Here is an 18,705-nt window from a genome sequence, read left to right as displayed (position 1 = left end):
CTTTATAAAAAGTGCGCAGAAGTATTTGACGTTAACGTCAATTGCCACACACCCACCCTGCTTCCATACGTCTGATCCACCCCAAGACCGTGCGGGATAAGCACATGACACCTGCTGGAATCGTTACCAAGCAAGTGCTCGATTGACTAGCTGCGCGTGGCTAAGTATCTTTGCCGTCAACGACTTGGCCGGGCTGTCGAATCCGGCACGGCCACCTACAATGTGCTGAGACGCCGCCCACCAGAGCCGGCCGCTTCCCCGGAGACTTCCCATGCCGCACGCCCGTTACCCCCACCTGCTTGCCCCGCTTGACCTGGGCTTTACCACGCTGAAGAACCGCGTCCTGATGGGCTCGATGCACACGGGTCTGGAAGAAGCACCCAACGGTTTCGAGAAGATGGCCGCCTTCTATGCCGAGCGTGCTCGTGGTGGCGTGGGTCTGATCGTGACCGGTGGCGTGGCCCCCAACGAGGCAGGCCGGGTCTACGAAGGCGGTGCCATGCTGCACAACGCCGATGAGGTGGCCCACCACAAGATCGTGACCGACGCCGTGCACGCGGCCGATGGCAAGATCTGCCTGCAGATCCTCCATACGGGCCGCTACAGCTTTCAGAAGAACCCGGTGGCACCCTCGCCGATCACCTCGCCGATTGCCTTCTACGAACCGGTGGAAATGAGCGAGCAGATGATCCACGACACGCTCGCCGATTTTGCGCGCTGCGCCAAACTGGCCCAGGACGCCGGTTACGACGGCGTGGAAGTGATGGGCAGCGAAGGCTATCTGATCAACCAGTTCATCGCCGCCAAGACCAACAAGCGCACCGACCAGTGGGGCGGCAGCTACGAGAACCGTATCCGCTTCCCGATTGAGGCCGTCAAGGCCGTGCGTGCTGCTGTGGGGCCGAACTTCATCATCATTTACCGTCTGTCGATGCTGGATCTGGTCGACAACGGCTCGGTACTCGACGAAACCATCCAGCTCGCCAAGGCGGTGGAAGCCGCCGGTGCCACCATCATCAACACGGGTATCGGCTGGCATGAAGCGCGGATTCCGACCATTGCCACCATGGTGCCGCGCGCCGGCTTTACCTGGGTGACCAAGAAGCTCAAGGGCCACGTGGGCATTCCGCTGGTCGCCACCAACCGTATCAACATGCCCGATGTGGCCGAAGAAGTACTGGCCCGTGGCGATGGTGACATGGTGTCGATGGCGCGCCCCTTCCTGGCCGATAGCGACTGGGTCAAGAAAGCCGAGGAAGACCGCGCGCTCGATATCAACACCTGTATCGGCTGCAATCAGGCCTGCCTGGACCATATCTTCCAAGGCAAGATGACCTCCTGCCTGGTCAACCCGCGCGCCTGCCACGAAACCGAACTGAACTACACCCCTACAACGGCCAAGAAGAAACTCGCCGTGGTGGGTGCTGGCCCGGCCGGCTTGGCGTTTGCGTCGGTCGCCGCCGAGCGTGGCCACGATGTGACGCTGTTCGAAGCCAGCCACGAAATCGGTGGCCAGTTCAATGTGGCCAAGAAGATTCCCGGCAAGGAAGAGTTCCACGAGACCCTGCGCTACTTCAAGCGACGCCTCGACCAGACCGGCGTGAAGATCCGCCTCAACCACCGCGCCACCGCCGACGAGCTGACCGCGTTTGATGAAATCGTCCTCGCCACCGGCATTGCACCGCGCAAGCCGGCCATCGAAGGTATCGACCACCCCAAGGTGCTCAACTATCTGGACGTGCTCAAGCATGAAAAGCCGGTCGGCAAGTCGGTCGCCATCATCGGCGCAGGCGGTATCGGCTTTGATACGGCCGAGTACCTGACGCACGAAGGCACGCCGACCAGCCTCGATACCGACGCCTTCCTGCGTGAGTGGGGCATCGACAAGACGCTGACCGAGCGCGGTGGCCTCGCCGCCCAAGGTGCCAAGCCACACGCCTCGCCGCGCCAGGTCTGGCTGCTGCAGCGCAAGGCCAGCAAAGTGGGCGACGGCCTCGGCAAGACCACGGGCTGGGTGCACCGTCAGGCGCTGAAGATGAAGCAGGTCGAGATGATCTCGGCCGTGCAGTACGACAAGATCGACGATGCCGGCCTGCATATCCGCATCAAGGATCAGCCACAGCTACTGCCGGTGGACAATGTGATCATCTGTGCCGGCCAGGACCCGCTGCGCGAACTCGAAGCCGCCCTCAAGGCTGCCGGCAAACCGGTGCACCTGATCGGCGGAGCTGATGTGGCGGCAGAACTCGATGCCAAGCGAGCCATCAACCAAGGTTCGCGTCTGGCTGCCAGTATCTGATCCTTTACCGCGCCAATGCGCGGTGCTACGTGAAACCAGCGCGGGCCTTGTGCCCGCGTTTTTATTTTGCCCGCCAGCCGGCCCTTGACGCTACGGCCCCTACCGCCTAACTTGAGCCATGTTGCGGCGCACCATCGCGCCCGGAGATATGCATGGCCCACCCCTTCCCCACATCTTTCGATGCAAACCTTGGTGCCGCCGGCGAATACTGGCGCGACGCCATGGAGCGCAGCGTGCTCACACTGGATCTGCTGCGCCAGCGTGGCAATCTGTATCTCGAACACTCGCAGGCCGGCCAGCCGCCCGTGCTGGTATTCGATTACGAGATGGTGGTGGATGGCCGCACGCTGGAACGCCCGGCCAATTACGCGCTGGTGCGCATCGTGCCACCTGAGGGTTGTCGGATTGACGCCGACAAACGCCCGATTGTCGTCATCGACCCGCGCGCAGGTCATGGACCCGGTATCGGGGGTTCCAAGATCGACAGCGAGATCGGTCTGGCGCTGCGCAACGGCCACCCCTGTTACTTCGTGATGTTCTTCCCCGAACCCGTAAAGGGTCAGACGATCGAATGCGTGGCACGGGCCGAGGTGGCGTTCCTGCGCAAGGTGCGCGATCTGCACCCGGATAGCGAAGGCAGGCCGCTGGTGATCGGCAACTGCCAGGGCGGCTGGGCGCTGATGATCCTGGCCTCGGTCGCGCCCGAACTGGTCGGCCCGCTGCTGCTGGCGGGTTCGCCGCTGTCTTACTGGGCCGGGGTAGAGGGCAAGCACCCCATGCGCTACAACGGCGGGCTCAACGGCGGCACCTGGCCAGCTTCGTTCCTTGGCGATATCGGCAATGGCCATTTCGATGGTGCCTGGCTGGTGCACAACTTTGAACAGCTGGACCCGGCCAACACCTACTGGAGCAAGCTCTACAACCTGTACGCCAAGTCTGATACCGAGGGTGAGCGCTTTCTCACCTTTGAACGCTGGTGGGGCGGGCATTTCCTGCTCAACCGCGAGGAAATCGACTGGATCGTGCAGAACCTGTTCGTGGGCAACAAGCTCACCTCGGGCGAGTTGGTGAGCGCCGATGGCGAACATCAGGTCGACCTGCGCAATATCCGCTCACCCATCGTGGTGTTTGCCTCCTGGGGCGACAACATCACCCCGCCACAGCAAGCGCTGAACTGGATTCCCGACCTCTATGCCGATGTGGAAGACATCCGCGCGCACGGCCAGGTGATTGTTTACTGCCTGCACGACAAGATCGGCCATCTGGGCATCTTTGTGTCGGCCAGCGTGGCCAACCGTGAACATGCGCAGATTGTCAGCGCCGTGGACCTGATCGACATGCTGCCGCCGGGGCTTTACGAAGCCAAGATCGAAGACACGCGCCCCGACATGCCGAATCTCGAACTGATCGGCGACCGCTACCTGATCCGCTTTGAACCGCGCGAAGTCAGCGACATTCTGGCGCTCGGTGACGGCCGCGAGTCGGAACGGCAGTTCGAGGTGGTAAACCGGCTGGCCAAGATCAATCAATCCTTGTATGACCAGTTCGTATCCCCTTGGGTACGCGCCGGCAGTAACGAAATCACCGCCCATATCGGCCGCGCCCTGCATCCCTCGCGCTTCGAACGCTACAGCATTTCCGACCTGAACCCGCTGTGCTGGGGGCTCAAATCGCTGACCGAGCAGGTCAAGGCACAGCGCGCACCCGTGAGCACCGACAACCCTTTCCTGCAGCTCGAAAAGCAGTTCTCCCGGCTGGTGGAAAAGCAGCTCGATCACTACCGCGACCAGCGCGACCAGTTCTACGAGCAACTGTTCAAGCACACCTACGGCTCGCCCTGGCTGGCCACCCTGCTTGGTGTGGAACTGAACCGCCCGAACCCGGCGCGGCAGGCACAGTCACTGCGCAAGCAGCTGGAGCGGCTCAATATCAAGGAAGCGTTGCGCAATTTCGACCACGGCTCGGCGCTCGATGCCTTTGTACGCATCATGGCCTACATCGCCGAAGAGCACGCGGTGGATGAGCGCGCCTACAAACTGCTGCAGCAGATGGTAACGGACGGACAGGTGGAAACCGCCTCGCTGGCCGAATTCCGCGCCGCCGTGCAGCGCCAGTCGGTGGTGCTGATGCTGGATGAGGAGCGTGCGCTGGAAGGTCTGCCGAAGCTGTTACCCAAGATGGAAGACCGGCACCGGCTCATGGACGCGGTACTGCGCCTGTTCAGCGCGGCCGGGCCGATCAAACCCGAAGACTCGAGCGCCCAGCGCTATGCGCAGGTACGACGGATTCTGGAACTGGATACGGCGCCCAAGCCACCCGCCAAGGCAGACGCACCAATCCAGCCTGCGCCGAAAGTCGTCGCCAAAGCAGTCGCCAGCGCGCCAGCCAAACCCGCACCTGCCAAACGCGCGCCAGCGGCCAAGAAGCGTGCCCCAGCTAGCGTCAACGGCGCGGCCAAGCTGGCCAAGCCGGCCGACACCCCAAGCAAACCAGCCGCCGCCAGCAAAAGAAAACCCGCTACCAAGGGTTGATAGCCATCCAGGCGCAGCAAAAGCCCGCGTAGGGTGCAACCAGCACAGCGCTTTGCACCCTACGCGATGACGGCCTGCGCGCAACTCAAAAGCGGATACGCCCGGTGAGCATCTGCCAGAACATCACCCAGTCGCCCATCAGGCTGTAAACCGGGTGCTTGAACGTGGCGGGGCGGTTGTGCTCGAAAAAGAAATGGCCCGCCCAGGCAAAGCCATAGCCGATCAGCGGCAGCGCCCACAGCCAGCGCCATTGCGCCGTGACCAGCGCCCCGGCAAGCACCCCCAGCACCAGCGCACTGCCCACAAAGTGCAAGCGGCGACAGATGGTGTTCTGATGCTCCCCAAGGTAGTACGGATAAAACTCGCGGAAGCTCGCGTAGGCCACGGCCGTCTCCTGAAGTTGTACACACGTACTGTACCCACTGCCGGACGGTACTGACCATGCGCGCTGCAACATTCGCGCGCACGCCAGGCATGGCGTCACACGGCGGCTGGCCCTAATATGGGCTGTCACAATCTTCGATCATCATTCAACCCTCAGGGAGAGCCCTCAGCATGATCCACTCAGAACTCGAATTCCGGACCGTGGCAGCCGGTCGCGGCGCCGCCTGGATAAGCGAAGGCTTTGACCTGTTCCGGCGTCAGCCGGGCGTGTGGATCGGGGTGATCGTGATCTGGTTCATCGCGTCCTTGATGGTATCGGTCGTGCCCTTCGGTCAGGTGCTGGCCACGCTGTTCACGCCCGTCTTGCTGGGCGGCCTGATGATAGGCTGCGCACAACTCAAGCGCGGCGAGGAGCTGGAAGTGGCCCACCTGTTTGCGGGTTTCCAGAAGCCGTTTGCCCCCCTCGTCCTCATCGGCCTGATCCTGCTGGTGGCCCAGATCGTGTTGTTTGCCATCGTGATCGGCTTGGCCATGGTGGCGGGCCTGGGCGCGATATTCAGCGGCGTCTTCGCCGGCATGGGAGATAACCCGGTCGAAATGACCGCCGGTGCTGCAGGCTTGGGGGCCAGCGTGCTGCTGCTTGTGCTGATCGGCCTCATCGCCTTGCTGATCTATCTGATCATCCTGCTACCGCTGACCTTTGCGCCGGGCCTCGTCGCCCTGGGCGGTGCCGATGCCCTGCCGGCGCTGCGCGCCTCGATTGCCGCCATGCTGGCCAACTGGGCACCGTTGCTGGTTTTCAGCCTGATTTGCCTGCTGCTGATGATTGTGGCGGTGATTCCCCTGATGCTGGGCTTTCTGGTTCTGATGCCGGTCATGACCGCCGCCATGTATGCCGCTTACCGCGATATCTTTGCCGACATGCCCGAGCACATTCCTGAAGAGTGATTCGATGACTGCACCTAGCGAGAGCCCGTTCAAGGGCAAGACCGGCCTGCGCCGCCTGATCAACGCCACCGGTTATTCGATCGATGGCTTTCGCGCAGCCTGGCGGCATGAGTCGGCCTTCCGGCAGGTGTGCCTCAAGGCCGTCTTCGGGATCGGGCTGTCGCTGTGGTTGCCGCTGCCGGGCTGGGGTCGTGGGCTGATCGTGTTTGCCCACCTGCTCAGCGTGGTGGTGGAGCTGCTCAACTCGGCAATTGAAGCCGCCGTCGATCACACCTCGCTGGATCACCATCTGCTTGCCAAGCGCGCCAAGGACCTGGGCAGCGCCGCGCAACTGGCCAGCTTGCTCAATATCGCGATCATCTGGGCCATCGTGCTGCTGAATCGCTGAACCCACGAACCCGCATTCCCACCGGAACCTGTCCATGCATTTTGAAACCCACCTGCGGCGCTATCTGTTTGCCGGGGGCATCGCTTACCTCGCCAATATCCTGCTGGGCCTGTTCGGCGAGGCCTTTGTACGCAGCACCTTGATCGTGGCAGGTGATGCCATGGCGACGGCCAGCAATATCGCCCAGTCGCCCGGCCTTTGGCGCGCCGGGATCGCGGGCGATCTCGTCATGCAACTGCTGGATATCCCGCTGATCGTCCTGTTCTATCTGCTGCTCAGGCCCATCAGCCAGCCGCTCGCCCTGTGCGCGACGATCCTCAATATCGTCCAGACCGCCGTGCTCGCCGCCAACAAGCTGACCCTGCTGGCGCCATTGCTGCTCGCGGCTGACTATCTGGGCCCTGCTGCGGTGTCGCCGCAGTTGCATGCGGCCCTGACCCAGTTCGCCGTCAACCTGCATGGCCACGGCTTTGCCATCGGGCTGATTTTCTTCGGCTTTACCTGCCTGATACGCGGCTACCTGATTGTCCGTTCGGGGTTCCTGCCTGCGACCCTCGGCATCCTGCTGCTGGCGGCTGGTGTGAGCTACCTGATCAACAGTGCCGCCTTGCTGTTCGCCCCTGCACTCGCCGGCATGTTGTTCCCCTGGGTGCTGTTGCCGTCATTGATCGGCGAACTCGCCCTCAGCCTCTGGCTGATATGCCGTGGCATCAAGCTCGATGTCTGGCAAGCGCGCCTGCGAGCGATGCAACAACCCGCTTCCCTGCCTGCCTGATCAGTCTCAACGCCACGCCGACTGCGTGCTTTGGCGGGCCCGCAGCGGATTCAGGCTAGCTTGGCCAGCTTTTCGATGGCCGCGTCCAGCGTGACCTCGCGCTTGGCAAAACAGAAGCGCACCAAGTGCTGATTGCGGCCATCGGCATAAAAGGGGCTGAGCGGAATGCTGGCCACGCCGATCTCGCGTGTGAGCCAGCGCGCGAAGTCGATTTCCGATAGTTCGGGGCGGATGGCCGAATAGTCCGCCAGCTGGAAGTAAGTGCCCGCACAGGGCAAAAGCGTAAAGCCCGCCACCTGCAAACCGGTCGCCAGATGATCGCGCTTGGCCGCGTAGAACGGGGCCAGGGTCTGCCAGCTCGCAGGGTCGGCCAGATGCTGGGCCAGCGCCACCTGCATGGGGGTGGACACCGAGAACACCAGGTACTGGTGCAGCTTGCGGAATTCCGCCATCAGTGGCGCGCTGGCGATGCAATAGCCGACTTTCCAGCCCGTGGCATGGAAAGTCTTGCCGAAGGAATACACGGCAAAACTGCGAGATGCCAGTTGCGGATGGGCCAGCACGCTGCGGTGCGGCTGGCCGTCATACACCAGATGCTCGTAAACCTCGTCACTGAGCACCAGCAGATCATGGCGCTCGGCCAAGGCGGCCAAGGCTTCGAGATCGGCCGCGCTGAACACGCTGGTGGCCGGGTTGTTGGGGTTGTTGATGATGATCAGCCGGGTGCGCGCGCTGATGGCGGCATTGACTGCATCCCAATCGATCGCAAAAGCCGGCGCGCTCAGGCTGACTCGCACAGGCAATGCCCCCTGCGCGACGATGGCCGGCGCGTAGCTGTCGTACGCCGGTTCCAGAATCAGCGCCTCGTCGCCAGCCCGCAGTACGGTGGCAATCACCGTATACAGGGCCTGGGTGGCACCGGCCGTTACCGTAATCTCGGTATCCGGGTTGATATCGATGCCTTGCGTGGCTTGCAGCTTGGTCGCAATCGCCTGGCGCAGCGCCGGCAAGCCCGGCATCGGTGCGTATTGATTGTGCCCTGCCGCCATGGCGGCGCTGACGCCGTCGAGCAAGCCGGGCGAGACAGCAAAGTCGGGGAATCCCTGCGAGAGGTTGATGGCGCCGGTTTCCTGCGCCAGCGCGCTCATCTGGCTGAAGATGGTAAGGCCCAGACCGGGGAATTTGGACGTGAATGGCATGACAGGCATCGCAGTGCGGGGGACGCGTACATCGTGCCTGCCCATCCGCAGGCCGCCAAATACTGTTTGTGCATTTGCTTGAGCGGCGGCAAACCGACAAGCCGGCGGGCGCAGAAAAAAGAATGCCCCGCGCAAGGCGGGGCGAGTCTCTCGAAAAACGCCGGTCGTTGGCGGTCGAACGTTTGAAGCATGTTAGCCGCTGTTGACCATTTACGCGCAGCGAGGCGCTAAACGGTATTTGTTACATGCGTGTGACTTCAAAGACTTAGCCCAAGCGGTGAGCGGCAAACAGGCTCGCACGCTCGCCGGGACGGGGTTTACTGGACGATGGCAGCCAGCTTGCCCTGCTTGTACAGGTCGCTCATCTTTTCCATGGAAACCGGCTTGATCTTGCTGGCTTGCCCGGCACAGCCAAAGGCTTCGAAGCGTGCCTTGCAGATATCCTTGGCGGCGGCCGTGGCATCCTTGAGGAATTTGCGCGGGTCGAATTCGCTCTTGTGGGTGGCCAGGAAGCGGCGAGTCGCGCCCGTCATCGCCAGGCGGATATCGGTGTCGATATTGATCTTGCGTACGCCGTGCTTGATACCGGTGACAATCTCTTCCACCGGTACGCCGTAGGTTTCCTTCATCTCGCCGCCGTACTGGCGGATGATTTCCAGCCATTCCTGCGGCACCGAGCTGGAGCCGTGCATCACCAGGTGAGTGTTGGGGATGCGCGCGTGGATCTGCTTGATGCGCTCGATCGCCAGAATGTCGCCGGTGGGCTTGCGTGTGAACTTGTAAGCGCCATGGCTGGTACCAATGGCAATGGCCAAGGCATCCACCTGCGTTTTCTTGACGAAATCGGCAGCCTCATCGGGGTCGGTCAGCAGCTGGTCGTGGCTCAGCACGCCTTCGGCGCCGTGGCCGTCTTCCTTCTCGCCCATGCCGCTTTCCAGCGAGCCCAGGCAACCCAGCTCGCCTTCCACGCTCACGCCAATGGCGTGGGCCATGTCCACCACCTTGCGGGTCACGTCCACGTTGTAGTCGTAGCTCGACGGGGTCTTGGCGTCTTCTAGCAGCGAGCCATCCATCATCACGCTCGAAAAGCCCGAGCGCATGGCCTGGATACACACGGCCGGGCTGGCGCCGTGATCCTGGTGCATCACGATAGGAATATGCGGGTAGGCCTCGGCTGCAGCCAGAATCAGGTGGCGCAGAAAGGCTTCACCCGCGTACTTACGCGCGCCGGCCGAGCCCTGCATGATGACCGGGCTGTCGCACTCGTCGGCGGCCTGCATGATGGCCAGCACCTGTTCGAGGTTGTTCACATTGAAGGCCGGCAGGCCGTAGGCGTTGTCGGCTGCATGGTCGAGCAGCTGGCGCATCGAGACGAGAGGCATGGATGACTCCGAAGGTAAATGGTCGGCGCGGATTTTACCTGAGTTGTAGTGTTGTAATCCCGACTACATTTCGCTGATGTGCGGGGATACCCAAGCGCCCCGCCTGGCATCGCTCGATGGCGGGCGGGGCGTGGAGAATCAATCGGCGCGCTGGCCCAGAATTTCCACCGCCGGCAAGGTCTTACCCTCCAGGAACTCCAGGAAGGCACCACCACCGGTCGAGATATAGCTGATCTGTTCGGTGATGCCGTACTTGGCCACGGCCGCCAGCGTGTCGCCGCCGCCGGCAATCGAGAAGCCGGGGCTGTTGGCAATGGCCTGGGCCAGGGTCTTGGTGCCGCCACCGAACTGGTCGAACTCGAATACACCAACAGGGCCGTTCCACACGATGGTGCCGGCCTTGGCGACGATATCGCCAAGCGCCTTGGCCGAATCGGGGCCGATATCGAAGATCATGTCGCTATCCGTCACGGCTGCCAGTGGCTTGGTCACGGCGGGCTCGTTGGCGTCGAACTTCTGGCCCACGACCACATCGGTCGGCAGCGGCACATCGCCGCCGCGGGCGCGGATCTTGGCGATAACGGCGCGCGCCTGGTCGACCAGATCGGCCTCGGCCAACGATTTACCAATCTGTTTGCCCTCGGCCAGCAGGAAGGTGTTGGCGATGCCGCCGCCGACGATCAGCTGATCGACCTTGTCGGCCAAGGCTTCGAGGATGGTCAGCTTGGTCGATACCTTGGAACCGGCCACGATGGCAACCAGGGGCCGCGCCGGCTGGGCCAGTGCCTTGCCCAGCGCGTCGAGTTCGGCGGCCATCAGGATGCCGGCGCACGCCACCGGGGCGAACTTGGCCACGGCATAGGTCGAGGCTTCGGCACGGTGCGATGTACCGAAGGCGTCGTGCACAAACACATCGCACAGTGCGGCGTAGGCTTGGCCGAGCTCATCCTTGTTCTTCTTTTCACCGACATTGGTGCGGATGTTTTCCAGCATGACCAGCTCGCCGGCCTTCACACCATAGCCTTGCCAGTCGGCAATCACAGGCACATTGCGGCCCATCAGCTCACCAAGGCGCTTGGCCACGGGGGCGAGCTTGTCCTCTTCGTTGATCTGGCCTTCGGTCGGGCGGCCCAGATGCGTCATCAGGATCACGCCGGCACCGGCCTTGAGGGCGTGCTCAATGGTCGGCAGGCTGGCGCGGATGCGCGTGTCGTCGCCAATCACGCCGTCCTTGACCGGGACATTCATGTCCACGCGGATCAGCACGCGTTTGCCGGCCAGGTCGAGATCGGTGAGTTTCTTGAATTTCATGGGGAACCTCTAGGAAGCGGGATTGGATTCGGTCTTGGCCGCTGGCGCGCTCGCGCCACAGGCTGAGCAATAGGGGAAGAAAGCAAAGTTGCGGTGGCTGCATGCCCTGCACTGGGCAAACAGCGTCAGGCCACAGTGCGGGCAGTAGTTGGCCTGATCGCCGGCCATGCGGTAATCACGCTCGCAGCCCGGGCACAGGTGCTTGCGGTAAGCGATCATGGCGCGGTCGTAGGCAATGCCTTGCGCTCGCTTGGACTGGTTCTGCGCCTGTTCCTGCCGTTTGCGTTCGAGATAGCCCTGCAACCAGCGGATCAGGTAAACGCCCGCCAAGCCGGTGAGGCCGATACCGACCACGGCGCGGATATACCCGCCAAAGCTGGGCAGATACGGGGCCAGCTCAAAGAAAAACGCAAACAACGCAAAAAAGCCGAAGCCATACACAAACGGCCAGTAGCGGTGCTGGCGGTAGCGGCGGAACAGCCATAGCGCCAACAGCAGCAAGGGCAACACCACCACCAGCCGCAGTGCAAACACCTTGATCTGGTAGCTGCGCATATCGGTATCGAAACGATCTCGCGCCACACGCTCGGCTTGATAGCGCGCGGTATCCAGCGGCTCGATCTGCCGCGTCAGGGCCGTCACATCGTCCTGCGCGGTATTGAGCTTGGTGCGCCAGTCGGACGCCTCCTTGAGCAGACCGTCCAGCTCGCGCGTGCGGGCCAGTACTTCGGCATCATGCTGCCGATCGGCCGTGGTGCCGCGCGTGGCGATCCAGTTGTCGAAGGTCTGGCGGGTCTCGCGGTAGCGTTGCTCGGCGCGGGTGTGGTTCGTGGCAAGTAGCGACTCGGTTTCCCGCGCTGTACGCAACTGGTCATTGAGCGATTCACGTTGCTGCTTGAGCGTCTGGATCTCGGGCGTGTCCAGATACGCCGTGTACTGCGGCGGGCCATCGCCAGGCAGGTAGAACAGGTCACGGATGACCAGGCCGCCCAGGTAGTTGAGCATGATCGCGAACAGGATCGCGATCACCCAGGACGCAAAGCGGGCCAGTTTTTCAGGACGGGAAGTCGGTTGCGGGACGGTCTGCATGGGCATACTCCGGCACAGGTTCACGCATTGTAGGCAGCCCAGCGTTTGTGGCCCAGTAATACCGGACTACATGCCCCTCCATGTAGGGTGCAATAAGGCCAAAGGCCGCATTGCACCGATGCGTTATCCGAGACAGTTCCGGTGCATTGCACTGCGCTTGATGCACCCTACGTGTTTGCATCTGACGCAAAAAAGGCCATGCACAGCATGGCCTCTTCGCTGGGCGATACGGCTTACTTGGCCAGCATCATCGCGCGGGCGGTGTTGAGCATCTGCACCGAGAAGCCCCACTCGTTGTCGTACCAGGAACCGATCTTGACCAGATTGCCATTGCTGACCTTGGTCAGCGTGCTGTCGAAGATCGAGGCTTCGTTGGTGTGGTTGAAGTCGATCGACACCAGCGGCAGGTCGTTGTAACCAAGCACGCCCTTCATCTCGCCACCGGCCGCGTCACGCATCAGCGCGTTGATCTCTTCCTTGCTGGTGTTGCGACCGGCGATGAAGGTCAGGTCCACCATCGAGACGTTGATCGTGGGTACGCGCACGGCAAAGCCATCGAGCTTGCCGTTCAGTTCCGGCAGCACCAGGCCCACGGCCGCGGCGGCACCGGTCTTGGTGGGGATCAGGCTCTGCGTGGCCGAACGGGCGCGGCGCAGGTCCTTGTGGCGCACATCCGTGAGCACCTGATCATTGGTGTAGGCGTGGATCGTGGTCATCAGACCCTTCTCGATGCCGATGTGATCGTTAAGGATCTTGGCGACAGGTGCCAAACAATTGGTGGTGCACGAGGCGTTCGACACCACGGTCATGTCACCGGTCAGCACATTGTGGTTCACGCCGTAGACCACGGTGGCATCCACATCCTTGTCGCCAGGGGCAGAGATCAGCACCTTCTTGGCGCCAGCCTGCAGGTGGGCAGCGCACTTGGCCTTGCTGGTGAAGGCACCCGTGCATTCGAGCACGATATCGATGCCCAGATCACCCCAGGGCAATTCGGCCGGATTGCGGGTGGAGAAAAAGCGGATGTTCTCGCCGTTGATCCGCAACCAGTCGCCATCGGCCTTCACATCGGCGGCAAAGCGGCCGTGCACGGTATCGAAGCGGGTCAGATGCGCATTGGTCTCGATATCGCCCGAGGCGTTGATCGCCACGATCTTGAATTCTTCGTTGCGATTGAGCTCATACAGTGCGCGCAGCACATTGCGGCCGATGCGTCCGTAGCCGTTGATGGCGATGCGGATGGACATGCTGGGGGATCTCCGTGGCAAGGCCGGGCGACATGTAGTCGTCGCCCGCAAAACTACAAAGGCGCGATTGTACCCGCCCAAGTCCTTGAAAGGCGACTACAAACGCGACTTTTTGTTGCGCTGCAACGTGCGCTGGCCACGGAGAAATGCCGGGGCTGGGCCCCGGATCAGGCGGTGCGGAAAACCAGCTCCTTCATCCGCTGCAGTTTGGGATACACCACCGGGATCGTCAGCATGGTGCTGGCCACAGCCATCAAGAGCAGCGCGGTAAAGGTTTCGCTGGTGATGATGCCTTTATCCAGCAGGATATTGACGAAGATGATCATGATCAGCGCCTTGGTCTGCAACAGCCAGCCAATGATCGACGCCTCGCCCGGTGCCCAGCCCAGAATACGGCCGGCGATTCGGACGCCGATCAGTTTGCCGCTGACCGATGCCACCAGCAGCACGGCCGCCGCAATGAACACGGCCGCACCGCCCACTTCCCAGTTGGTACGCAGACCGGTGCTGAGGAAGAACACCGGCATCACCACCAGGAGGATATGGTGGCGCAGCTGATCCAGGGTTTCCTGCGCAAACCAGTCGGCATCGCTGACCGCACCCGCCAGGAAGGCGCCCACCATGTAATGCAGACCCGCCCAGTCTGCCGCAAAGCCACACAGCGCCAGCCAGATCAGGATTACGAACCAGCGGTCGCGCTCCTGCAGCTTGCTCATCAGCTTGCGATACAGCAGCGTGATGGGAATGAAGGCCAGCAGGAATCCCGCCTGGCGCCCCACACGCTCCCAATCCAGCAGGATCAGCGCAAGCACCCCCCAGATAGCAATATCGTCCACACTCGCATAACGCAGGATGCGCTGGCCGATGGGCTGGCGCAGGATTTCAAGCTTTTCCATCAACAGGATCAGGATCGGCAAGGCGGTGACCGCGCAGGCCATGCCCACACCCAGCACGAACTGCCAGTCCATGCCTTTGGGGCCGACCCAGCCGGCGTACTGGAGCATGCCGATGGCGGCAACAGCACCAAAGGCCAGTGGCGTCACCAGGGCAAATCCGGCGGTCACGAGGCTCTCGCGGCGGTGTTCCCAAGCCTTTTTCAAATCCAGCTCGATACCGGCAATCATCACGAAGATCATCACCGCCCACCAGGCAATCCCGTTGAGCGACTGGATGACGGCAGGCGTGAAGATGAACTGGTAGTACTCGGGAAACGCTTTGCCCATGACGCCGGGGCCCAGCAGGATGCCGGTGATGATCTGCACCACCACCAGCGGCGCGTAGTAATCCGTCTTCCCCAGCCGCCAGATCAGGTAGGGCAAGGTAAAGATGATGATCATAGCGAGCAGGAACAGCTCGGTGGTGTTCATGGCGTGCGACATGCGTCTCTCGTTTATATTTTCCTTGAAAGCGCTTTCTACCAGTTGATCTCATGGGCGTCAAAGCCGGATTTCGCGTGGTGTTAAAGACAAGAGTCGTCAAGACGAAGATTCAGCCTGCTCCAAATCGAGGAGCCACACTTCAAGGGATTGTTACGTCAACCTTGAGCCTGGCAACCACCGGCTTGCCCGCACGCAGCGGTGGGTGAAAGCGCCACTGCCCCAGCCGGTGCAGCACTGCCGCATCGATGTCCTCCTGCACTGGCGTGATGATTTCGGGCCAATGAACACGGCCTGTCTTGTCGACAATGGCCGAGGCCTCCACGGTCTTTCCAGACAGGCTCGGGTCGTTCACCTCCGGAATCTCTATCGCTGGCTGATAGAAAGCCTGCAGGGGCGCATCCAATGTCTCCACACCCGGCAGCGTGTCGTGCCGTGTATGCAGCAAGGCGGCACCGCCTTGGGCTACCTGGACAAAGGGATGCGCCAGATCGGATGGAAACTCCGCCACGCGCAAAATCATCGGCATGGTCAGCAGGGTAGTTGTGGGCTTGCCGTCGCGCTGGGCGGGTCGCAGTTTCCAGGTCGCCACCGCGGCTTTAAGGCTGGCAGCAAGCGTGGGTTCGTCCGCGCCCTCCATGCCGGCAACACTGACCGAGCCTTGCTCATCCACCAGCAACAGCAGGCGCGCCTTGCCTAGCGAGGCCGACTTTCTGAGCAATGCTGCCGGCAGCATGATCCGCTCTACCGTATCAAACGCAGGCGGCTTGTCGTACTGCAAAGCCGCTGGCCAGTTGGCGGGCGATTTGGCGGCAATGTTGAGCAGGACCTGATTGGTCAGATCCTCGGATTTATCATGCCGCGCACACTCAGGGAAGCTGCTATCGACACTCATCTGGAACGCGAATTGCATCCGGTGGGCTTGATCAGGCGGGAGGGCGCAGCGCAGAGGCGCAGCCATCAGCCCGTCAAACAGCATATCCGTCAGGTGCGGCAAGTCATTGCTGATGCGCTCAACCCGCAACCGGCCTTGCGCATCTGCTTTGACTACTACCTCCACGTCTTGATGGAATCTGCAAACGGTCAGCGATGCATAAGATCGTCTCAAACCTTTGAAAAATGCCTCAGAGAATGCGGCGGGGACACATGCTGCGTTTAACTTCCGTAGGTCCTCTGCGTAGTTGAGCAGTGGCATGATCAGCAGTGCTGTCCAGATCGATCGCCATTTCATGGCTTACTTCCTCCTCATCTATGTTGTTCGCGTAGCTTATGTTTGCTCGCGCATCGGCAGCCATAAAAAAAACGCCACCCTCAGGTGGCGTTTTTTTATGGCGTGGCCGTGGATTCAAGCGCAGTTGGCATTCCAGTTCTGGATCGCCGCCTTGCGCGTGCTGGCCTGATCGCTGATGGCCTTGCAGTTGCCATTGCGGCCGAACTTCTCGCATTCGACCCACCAGCGGTTGGAACCGGCCTTCATGACGAGGCCGGGAAAGCCGCATTTCTTGCACCGTTTGGGTTCAAGAGCTGGCGCTTCACTCATTGTTCTTTCCTTGCTCAATGCGGGCTGCCTGCAATGCACAAGCCGGCCCTCAGGCCGGCTTGGCAGGTTACGGCTGGCCGCGCGGGCTTACAGTACGGCGCGCGCCTTGGCGACCACGTTCTCCACGGTAAAACCGAAGTGCTTGAACAGCACGCCCGCCGGGGCCGATTCGCCGAAGGTGTCGATACCGACCACATCGCCGTCGAGGCCTACGTACTTGCGCCAGAAATCGCTGACGCCGGCTTCAATCGCCACGCGCACGACACCCTTGGGCAGCACGGCGGCACGGTAGGCAGCATCCTGGCGGTCGAACACATTGGTACACGGCATCGATACCACGCGCGTCGGCGTGCCTTCGGCTTCGAGCTGCTCGCGGGCCTTGATCGCCAGTTCCATTTCCGAACCGGTGGCAATCAGGATCAGTTTGGGTGCGCCGCCGGTTGCTTCGCGCAGCACATAGCCGCCCTTGGCGATATTGGCGGTTTGATCGGCGTCACGTGAAACAAACATCAGGTTCTGGCGGCTGAGGATGAAACTGCTCGGGCGCGACTTCTGCTCGATGCCATGCGCCCAGGCCACGGCGGTTTCGGTGGTGTCGCACGGACGCCAGACGTCCATATTGGGGATGTAACGCAGCGTGGCGGTCTGTTCCACGGCCTGGTGCGTCGGGCCGTCTTCGCCGAGGCCGATGGAATCGTGGGTGAACACGAACATCGGGTTGATCTTCATCAGCGCCGCCATGCGCAGCGCGTTGCGGGCGTACTCGCTGAACATCAGGAAGGTACCGCCGTAGGGGCGCAGGCCGCCGTGCAGCGTCATGCCGTTCATGATCGCGGCCATGCCGAACTCGCGCACGCCGTAGCTGATGTAGTTGCCGGCGCCGGTCGCGGCATCGATCCACTTGCTGCCGGTCCAGTTGGTCAGGTTCGAGCCGGTCAGGTCGGCCGAGCCGCCGACGAATTCGGGGAAGGACGGCGAGTACGCTTCAATCGCGATCTGGCTGGCCTTGCGGCTGGCCACGGTTTGCGCGGCGTCGCTGATCTTGGCGATGGCGGCGGCCTTGGTTTCAGCCCAATTGGCGGGCAGCTCGCCCTTCATGCGGCGCTCGAACTCGGCAGCCAGCGCGGGGTGGGCGGCACGGTAGGCGGCGAACTTGGCGTTCCACTCGGTTTCCAGGGTCGCGCCCTTGGCCTTGGCATCCCAGCCCGCATACACATCGGCTGGGATCTCGAACGGTGCATGCGCCCAGCCCAGTGCTTCACGCGTGGCGGCGACTTCGGCGGCACCCAGGGCGGCGCCGTGCACATCGTGCGTGCCAGCCTTGTTGGGCGAGCCCTTGCCGATGACGGTGCGGCAGCAGATCAGGGCGGGTTGGTCGGCATTGGCCTTGGCGGCGCGGATGGCGGCATCGACGGCGTCGACATCATGGCCATCGACCGCGCGGATCACTTGCCAGCCGTAGGATTCGAAACGCTTGGGCGTGTCGTCGCTGAACCAGGGTTCGACATGGCCGTCGATGGAGATGCCGTTGTCGTCCCAGAAGGCGATCAGTTTGCCCAGCTTCCAGGTGCCGGCCAGCGAGCAGGCCTCGTGGCTGATGCCTTCCATCAGGCAGCCGTCACCCATGAACACATAGGTGTGGTGGTCAACGATCGCGTGGCCAGGCTGGTTGAATTGCGCGGCCAGCATCTTTTCGGCCAGTGCCATGCCCACGGCATTGGTGATGCCCTGGCCCAGCGGGCCGGTGGTGGTTTCCACGCCGGGGGCGTAGCCGTATTCGGGGTGGCCCGGGGTCTTGCTGTGGAACTGGCGGAAGTTCTTCAGTTCTTCAATCGGCAGCGCGTAGCCGGTGAGGTGCAGCAAGGAGTAGATCAGCATCGAGCCGTGGCCGTTGCTGAGCACGAAACGGTCGCGGTCGGCCCACAGCGGGTTGCTCGGATTGTGACGCAGATGGCCACCCCACAGCGCCAGTGCGATTTCGGCCATGCCCATGGGGGCGCCGGGGTGACCGGAATTGGCTTGTTGCACAGCATCCATGGACAGGGCACGGATTGCATCGGCGAGTTGCTTGCAGGTTGCAGCCATCAGGAAAGGTCTCTTTAAACAGGAAGCAATAAGACGGGCCACCTTTATGCCGGGGTGGCCGTATAAGAAGCGCGCGCATTATCGCGTCTCAGGCCCGCGCAGGCAAGCCAAGTCGTTGATAAATAGCCATAATTTAGACCTCTATCGTAAC

15 protein-coding genes are annotated in these 18,705 nt (G+C 62.1%); 5 read left to right on the top strand and 10 right to left on the bottom strand.

Features of this window, described 5'->3' with window-relative positions; genetic code table 11:
- The first annotated feature begins 271 nt into the window (after positions 1–271).
- Positions 272–2,299, top strand: a complete 2,028-nt coding sequence (locus O9X62_RS05020) for an NADPH-dependent 2,4-dienoyl-CoA reductase (RefSeq protein ID WP_269531669.1) — start codon at positions 272–274, stop codon at positions 2,297–2,299.
- A 152-nt stretch (positions 2,300–2,451) separates the two neighbouring features.
- Entirely contained in the window at positions 2,452–4,830 is a 2,379-nt protein-coding gene (locus O9X62_RS05015) for a DUF3141 domain-containing protein (protein ID WP_269531668.1), read from the top strand.
- Between the two features lie 85 nt (positions 4,831–4,915).
- Here the strand turns inward: O9X62_RS05015 and O9X62_RS05010 are convergent, their stop codons facing one another.
- A complete protein-coding gene (locus tag O9X62_RS05010) occupies positions 4,916–5,215 on the bottom strand; it encodes a DUF962 domain-containing protein (protein ID WP_269531667.1) in 300 nt (99 codons plus the stop codon).
- 170 nt (positions 5,216–5,385) lie between these two features.
- Between O9X62_RS05010 and O9X62_RS05005 the strand changes: the two genes are divergently transcribed.
- The 3 genes from O9X62_RS05005 to O9X62_RS04995 are packed head-to-tail and all read left to right on the top strand — an operon-like array spanning position 5,386 to position 7,325.
- Complete coding sequence (locus tag O9X62_RS05005) at positions 5,386–6,162, top strand: BPSS1780 family membrane protein (RefSeq protein ID WP_269531666.1); 777 nt, start codon at positions 5,386–5,388, stop codon at positions 6,160–6,162.
- 4 nt (positions 6,163–6,166) lie between these two features.
- On the top strand, positions 6,167–6,550 hold the full coding sequence (locus tag O9X62_RS05000) for a diacylglycerol kinase (protein ID WP_269531665.1): 384 nt from the start codon (positions 6,167–6,169) through the stop codon (positions 6,548–6,550).
- A gap of 34 nt (positions 6,551–6,584) precedes the next feature.
- Positions 6,585–7,325: a DUF4386 domain-containing protein gene (locus O9X62_RS04995; protein ID WP_269531664.1), complete on the top strand. Its 741-nt coding sequence runs from the start codon at positions 6,585–6,587 to the stop codon at positions 7,323–7,325.
- A 50-nt stretch (positions 7,326–7,375) separates the two neighbouring features.
- On the opposite strand, the gene O9X62_RS04990 is transcribed toward O9X62_RS04995, so the two are convergent.
- The 9 genes from O9X62_RS04990 to tkt all read right to left on the bottom strand — a co-directional run bounded on the left by O9X62_RS04990 (position 7,376) and on the right by tkt (position 18,554).
- Complete coding sequence (locus tag O9X62_RS04990) at positions 7,376–8,524, bottom strand: methionine aminotransferase (RefSeq protein WP_308446424.1); 1,149 nt, start codon at positions 8,522–8,524, stop codon at positions 7,376–7,378.
- Positions 8,525–8,841: 317 nt separating this feature from the next.
- Positions 8,842–9,906 (bottom strand): class II fructose-bisphosphate aldolase, encoded by a 1,065-nt coding sequence (gene fba, locus O9X62_RS04985; protein WP_269531662.1) that lies wholly within the window; start codon positions 9,904–9,906, stop codon positions 8,842–8,844.
- A gap of 138 nt (positions 9,907–10,044) precedes the next feature.
- Positions 10,045–11,217, bottom strand: coding sequence for a phosphoglycerate kinase (locus O9X62_RS04980; protein ID WP_269531661.1), 1,173 nt, complete (start codon positions 11,215–11,217; stop codon positions 10,045–10,047).
- Between the two features lie 9 nt (positions 11,218–11,226).
- Entirely contained in the window at positions 11,227–12,306 is a 1,080-nt protein-coding gene (locus O9X62_RS04975) for a hypothetical protein (RefSeq protein WP_269531660.1), read from the bottom strand.
- Between the two features lie 233 nt (positions 12,307–12,539).
- Positions 12,540–13,553, bottom strand: a complete 1,014-nt coding sequence (gene gap / locus O9X62_RS04970) for a type I glyceraldehyde-3-phosphate dehydrogenase (RefSeq protein ID WP_269531659.1) — start codon at positions 13,551–13,553, stop codon at positions 12,540–12,542.
- A gap of 167 nt (positions 13,554–13,720) precedes the next feature.
- Positions 13,721–14,932, bottom strand: a complete 1,212-nt coding sequence (locus O9X62_RS04965; protein WP_269531658.1) for a cation:proton antiporter — start codon at positions 14,930–14,932, stop codon at positions 13,721–13,723.
- A 139-nt stretch (positions 14,933–15,071) separates the two neighbouring features.
- Positions 15,072–15,842: a hypothetical protein gene (locus O9X62_RS04960; protein WP_269531657.1), complete on the bottom strand. Its 771-nt coding sequence runs from the start codon at positions 15,840–15,842 to the stop codon at positions 15,072–15,074.
- A 432-nt stretch (positions 15,843–16,274) separates the two neighbouring features.
- Positions 16,275–16,469, bottom strand: a complete 195-nt coding sequence (locus O9X62_RS04955; protein ID WP_269531656.1) for a hypothetical protein — start codon at positions 16,467–16,469, stop codon at positions 16,275–16,277.
- Between the two features lie 87 nt (positions 16,470–16,556).
- Complete coding sequence (gene tkt / locus O9X62_RS04950) at positions 16,557–18,554, bottom strand: transketolase (protein WP_269531655.1); 1,998 nt, start codon at positions 18,552–18,554, stop codon at positions 16,557–16,559.
- Positions 18,555–18,705: the final 151 nt, after the last annotated feature.

The organism is Chitinimonas sp. BJYL2, from assembly GCF_027257935.1.
Classification (GTDB): Bacteria; Pseudomonadota; Gammaproteobacteria; order Burkholderiales; family Chitinimonadaceae; genus Chitinimonas.
This window is presented reverse-complemented; position numbering and strand designations above follow the sequence as displayed.

What these genes read in the sequence shown, in the direction of transcription:
- O9X62_RS04960 (WP_269531657.1), bottom strand. Translation starts at nt 15,842, where the DNA reads ATGCAATTCGCGTTCCAGATGAGTGTCGATAGCAGCTTCCCTGAGTGT.
- O9X62_RS05020 (WP_269531669.1), top strand. Translation starts at nt 272, where the DNA reads ATGCCGCACGCCCGTTACCCCCACCTGCTTGCCCCGCTTGACCTGGGC.
- O9X62_RS04990 (WP_308446424.1), bottom strand. Translation starts at nt 8,524, where the DNA reads ATGCCATTCACGTCCAAATTCCCCGGTCTGGGCCTTACCATCTTCAGC.
- O9X62_RS04965 (WP_269531658.1), bottom strand. Translation starts at nt 14,932, where the DNA reads ATGTCGCACGCCATGAACACCACCGAGCTGTTCCTGCTCGCTATGATC.
- O9X62_RS05000 (WP_269531665.1), top strand. Translation starts at nt 6,167, where the DNA reads ATGACTGCACCTAGCGAGAGCCCGTTCAAGGGCAAGACCGGCCTGCGC.
- O9X62_RS05015 (WP_269531668.1), top strand. Translation starts at nt 2,452, where the DNA reads ATGGCCCACCCCTTCCCCACATCTTTCGATGCAAACCTTGGTGCCGCC.
- O9X62_RS04980 (WP_269531661.1), bottom strand. Translation starts at nt 11,217, where the DNA reads ATGAAATTCAAGAAACTCACCGATCTCGACCTGGCCGGCAAACGCGTG.
- O9X62_RS04975 (WP_269531660.1), bottom strand. Translation starts at nt 12,306, where the DNA reads ATGCAGACCGTCCCGCAACCGACTTCCCGTCCTGAAAAACTGGCCCGC.
- gap (WP_269531659.1), bottom strand. Translation starts at nt 13,553, where the DNA reads ATGTCCATCCGCATCGCCATCAACGGCTACGGACGCATCGGCCGCAAT.
- O9X62_RS04955 (WP_269531656.1), bottom strand. Translation starts at nt 16,469, where the DNA reads ATGAGTGAAGCGCCAGCTCTTGAACCCAAACGGTGCAAGAAATGCGGC.
- O9X62_RS05005 (WP_269531666.1), top strand. Translation starts at nt 5,386, where the DNA reads ATGATCCACTCAGAACTCGAATTCCGGACCGTGGCAGCCGGTCGCGGC.
- fba (WP_269531662.1), bottom strand. Translation starts at nt 9,906, where the DNA reads ATGCCTCTCGTCTCGATGCGCCAGCTGCTCGACCATGCAGCCGACAAC.
- tkt (WP_269531655.1), bottom strand. Translation starts at nt 18,554, where the DNA reads ATGGCTGCAACCTGCAAGCAACTCGCCGATGCAATCCGTGCCCTGTCC.
- O9X62_RS04995 (WP_269531664.1), top strand. Translation starts at nt 6,585, where the DNA reads ATGCATTTTGAAACCCACCTGCGGCGCTATCTGTTTGCCGGGGGCATC.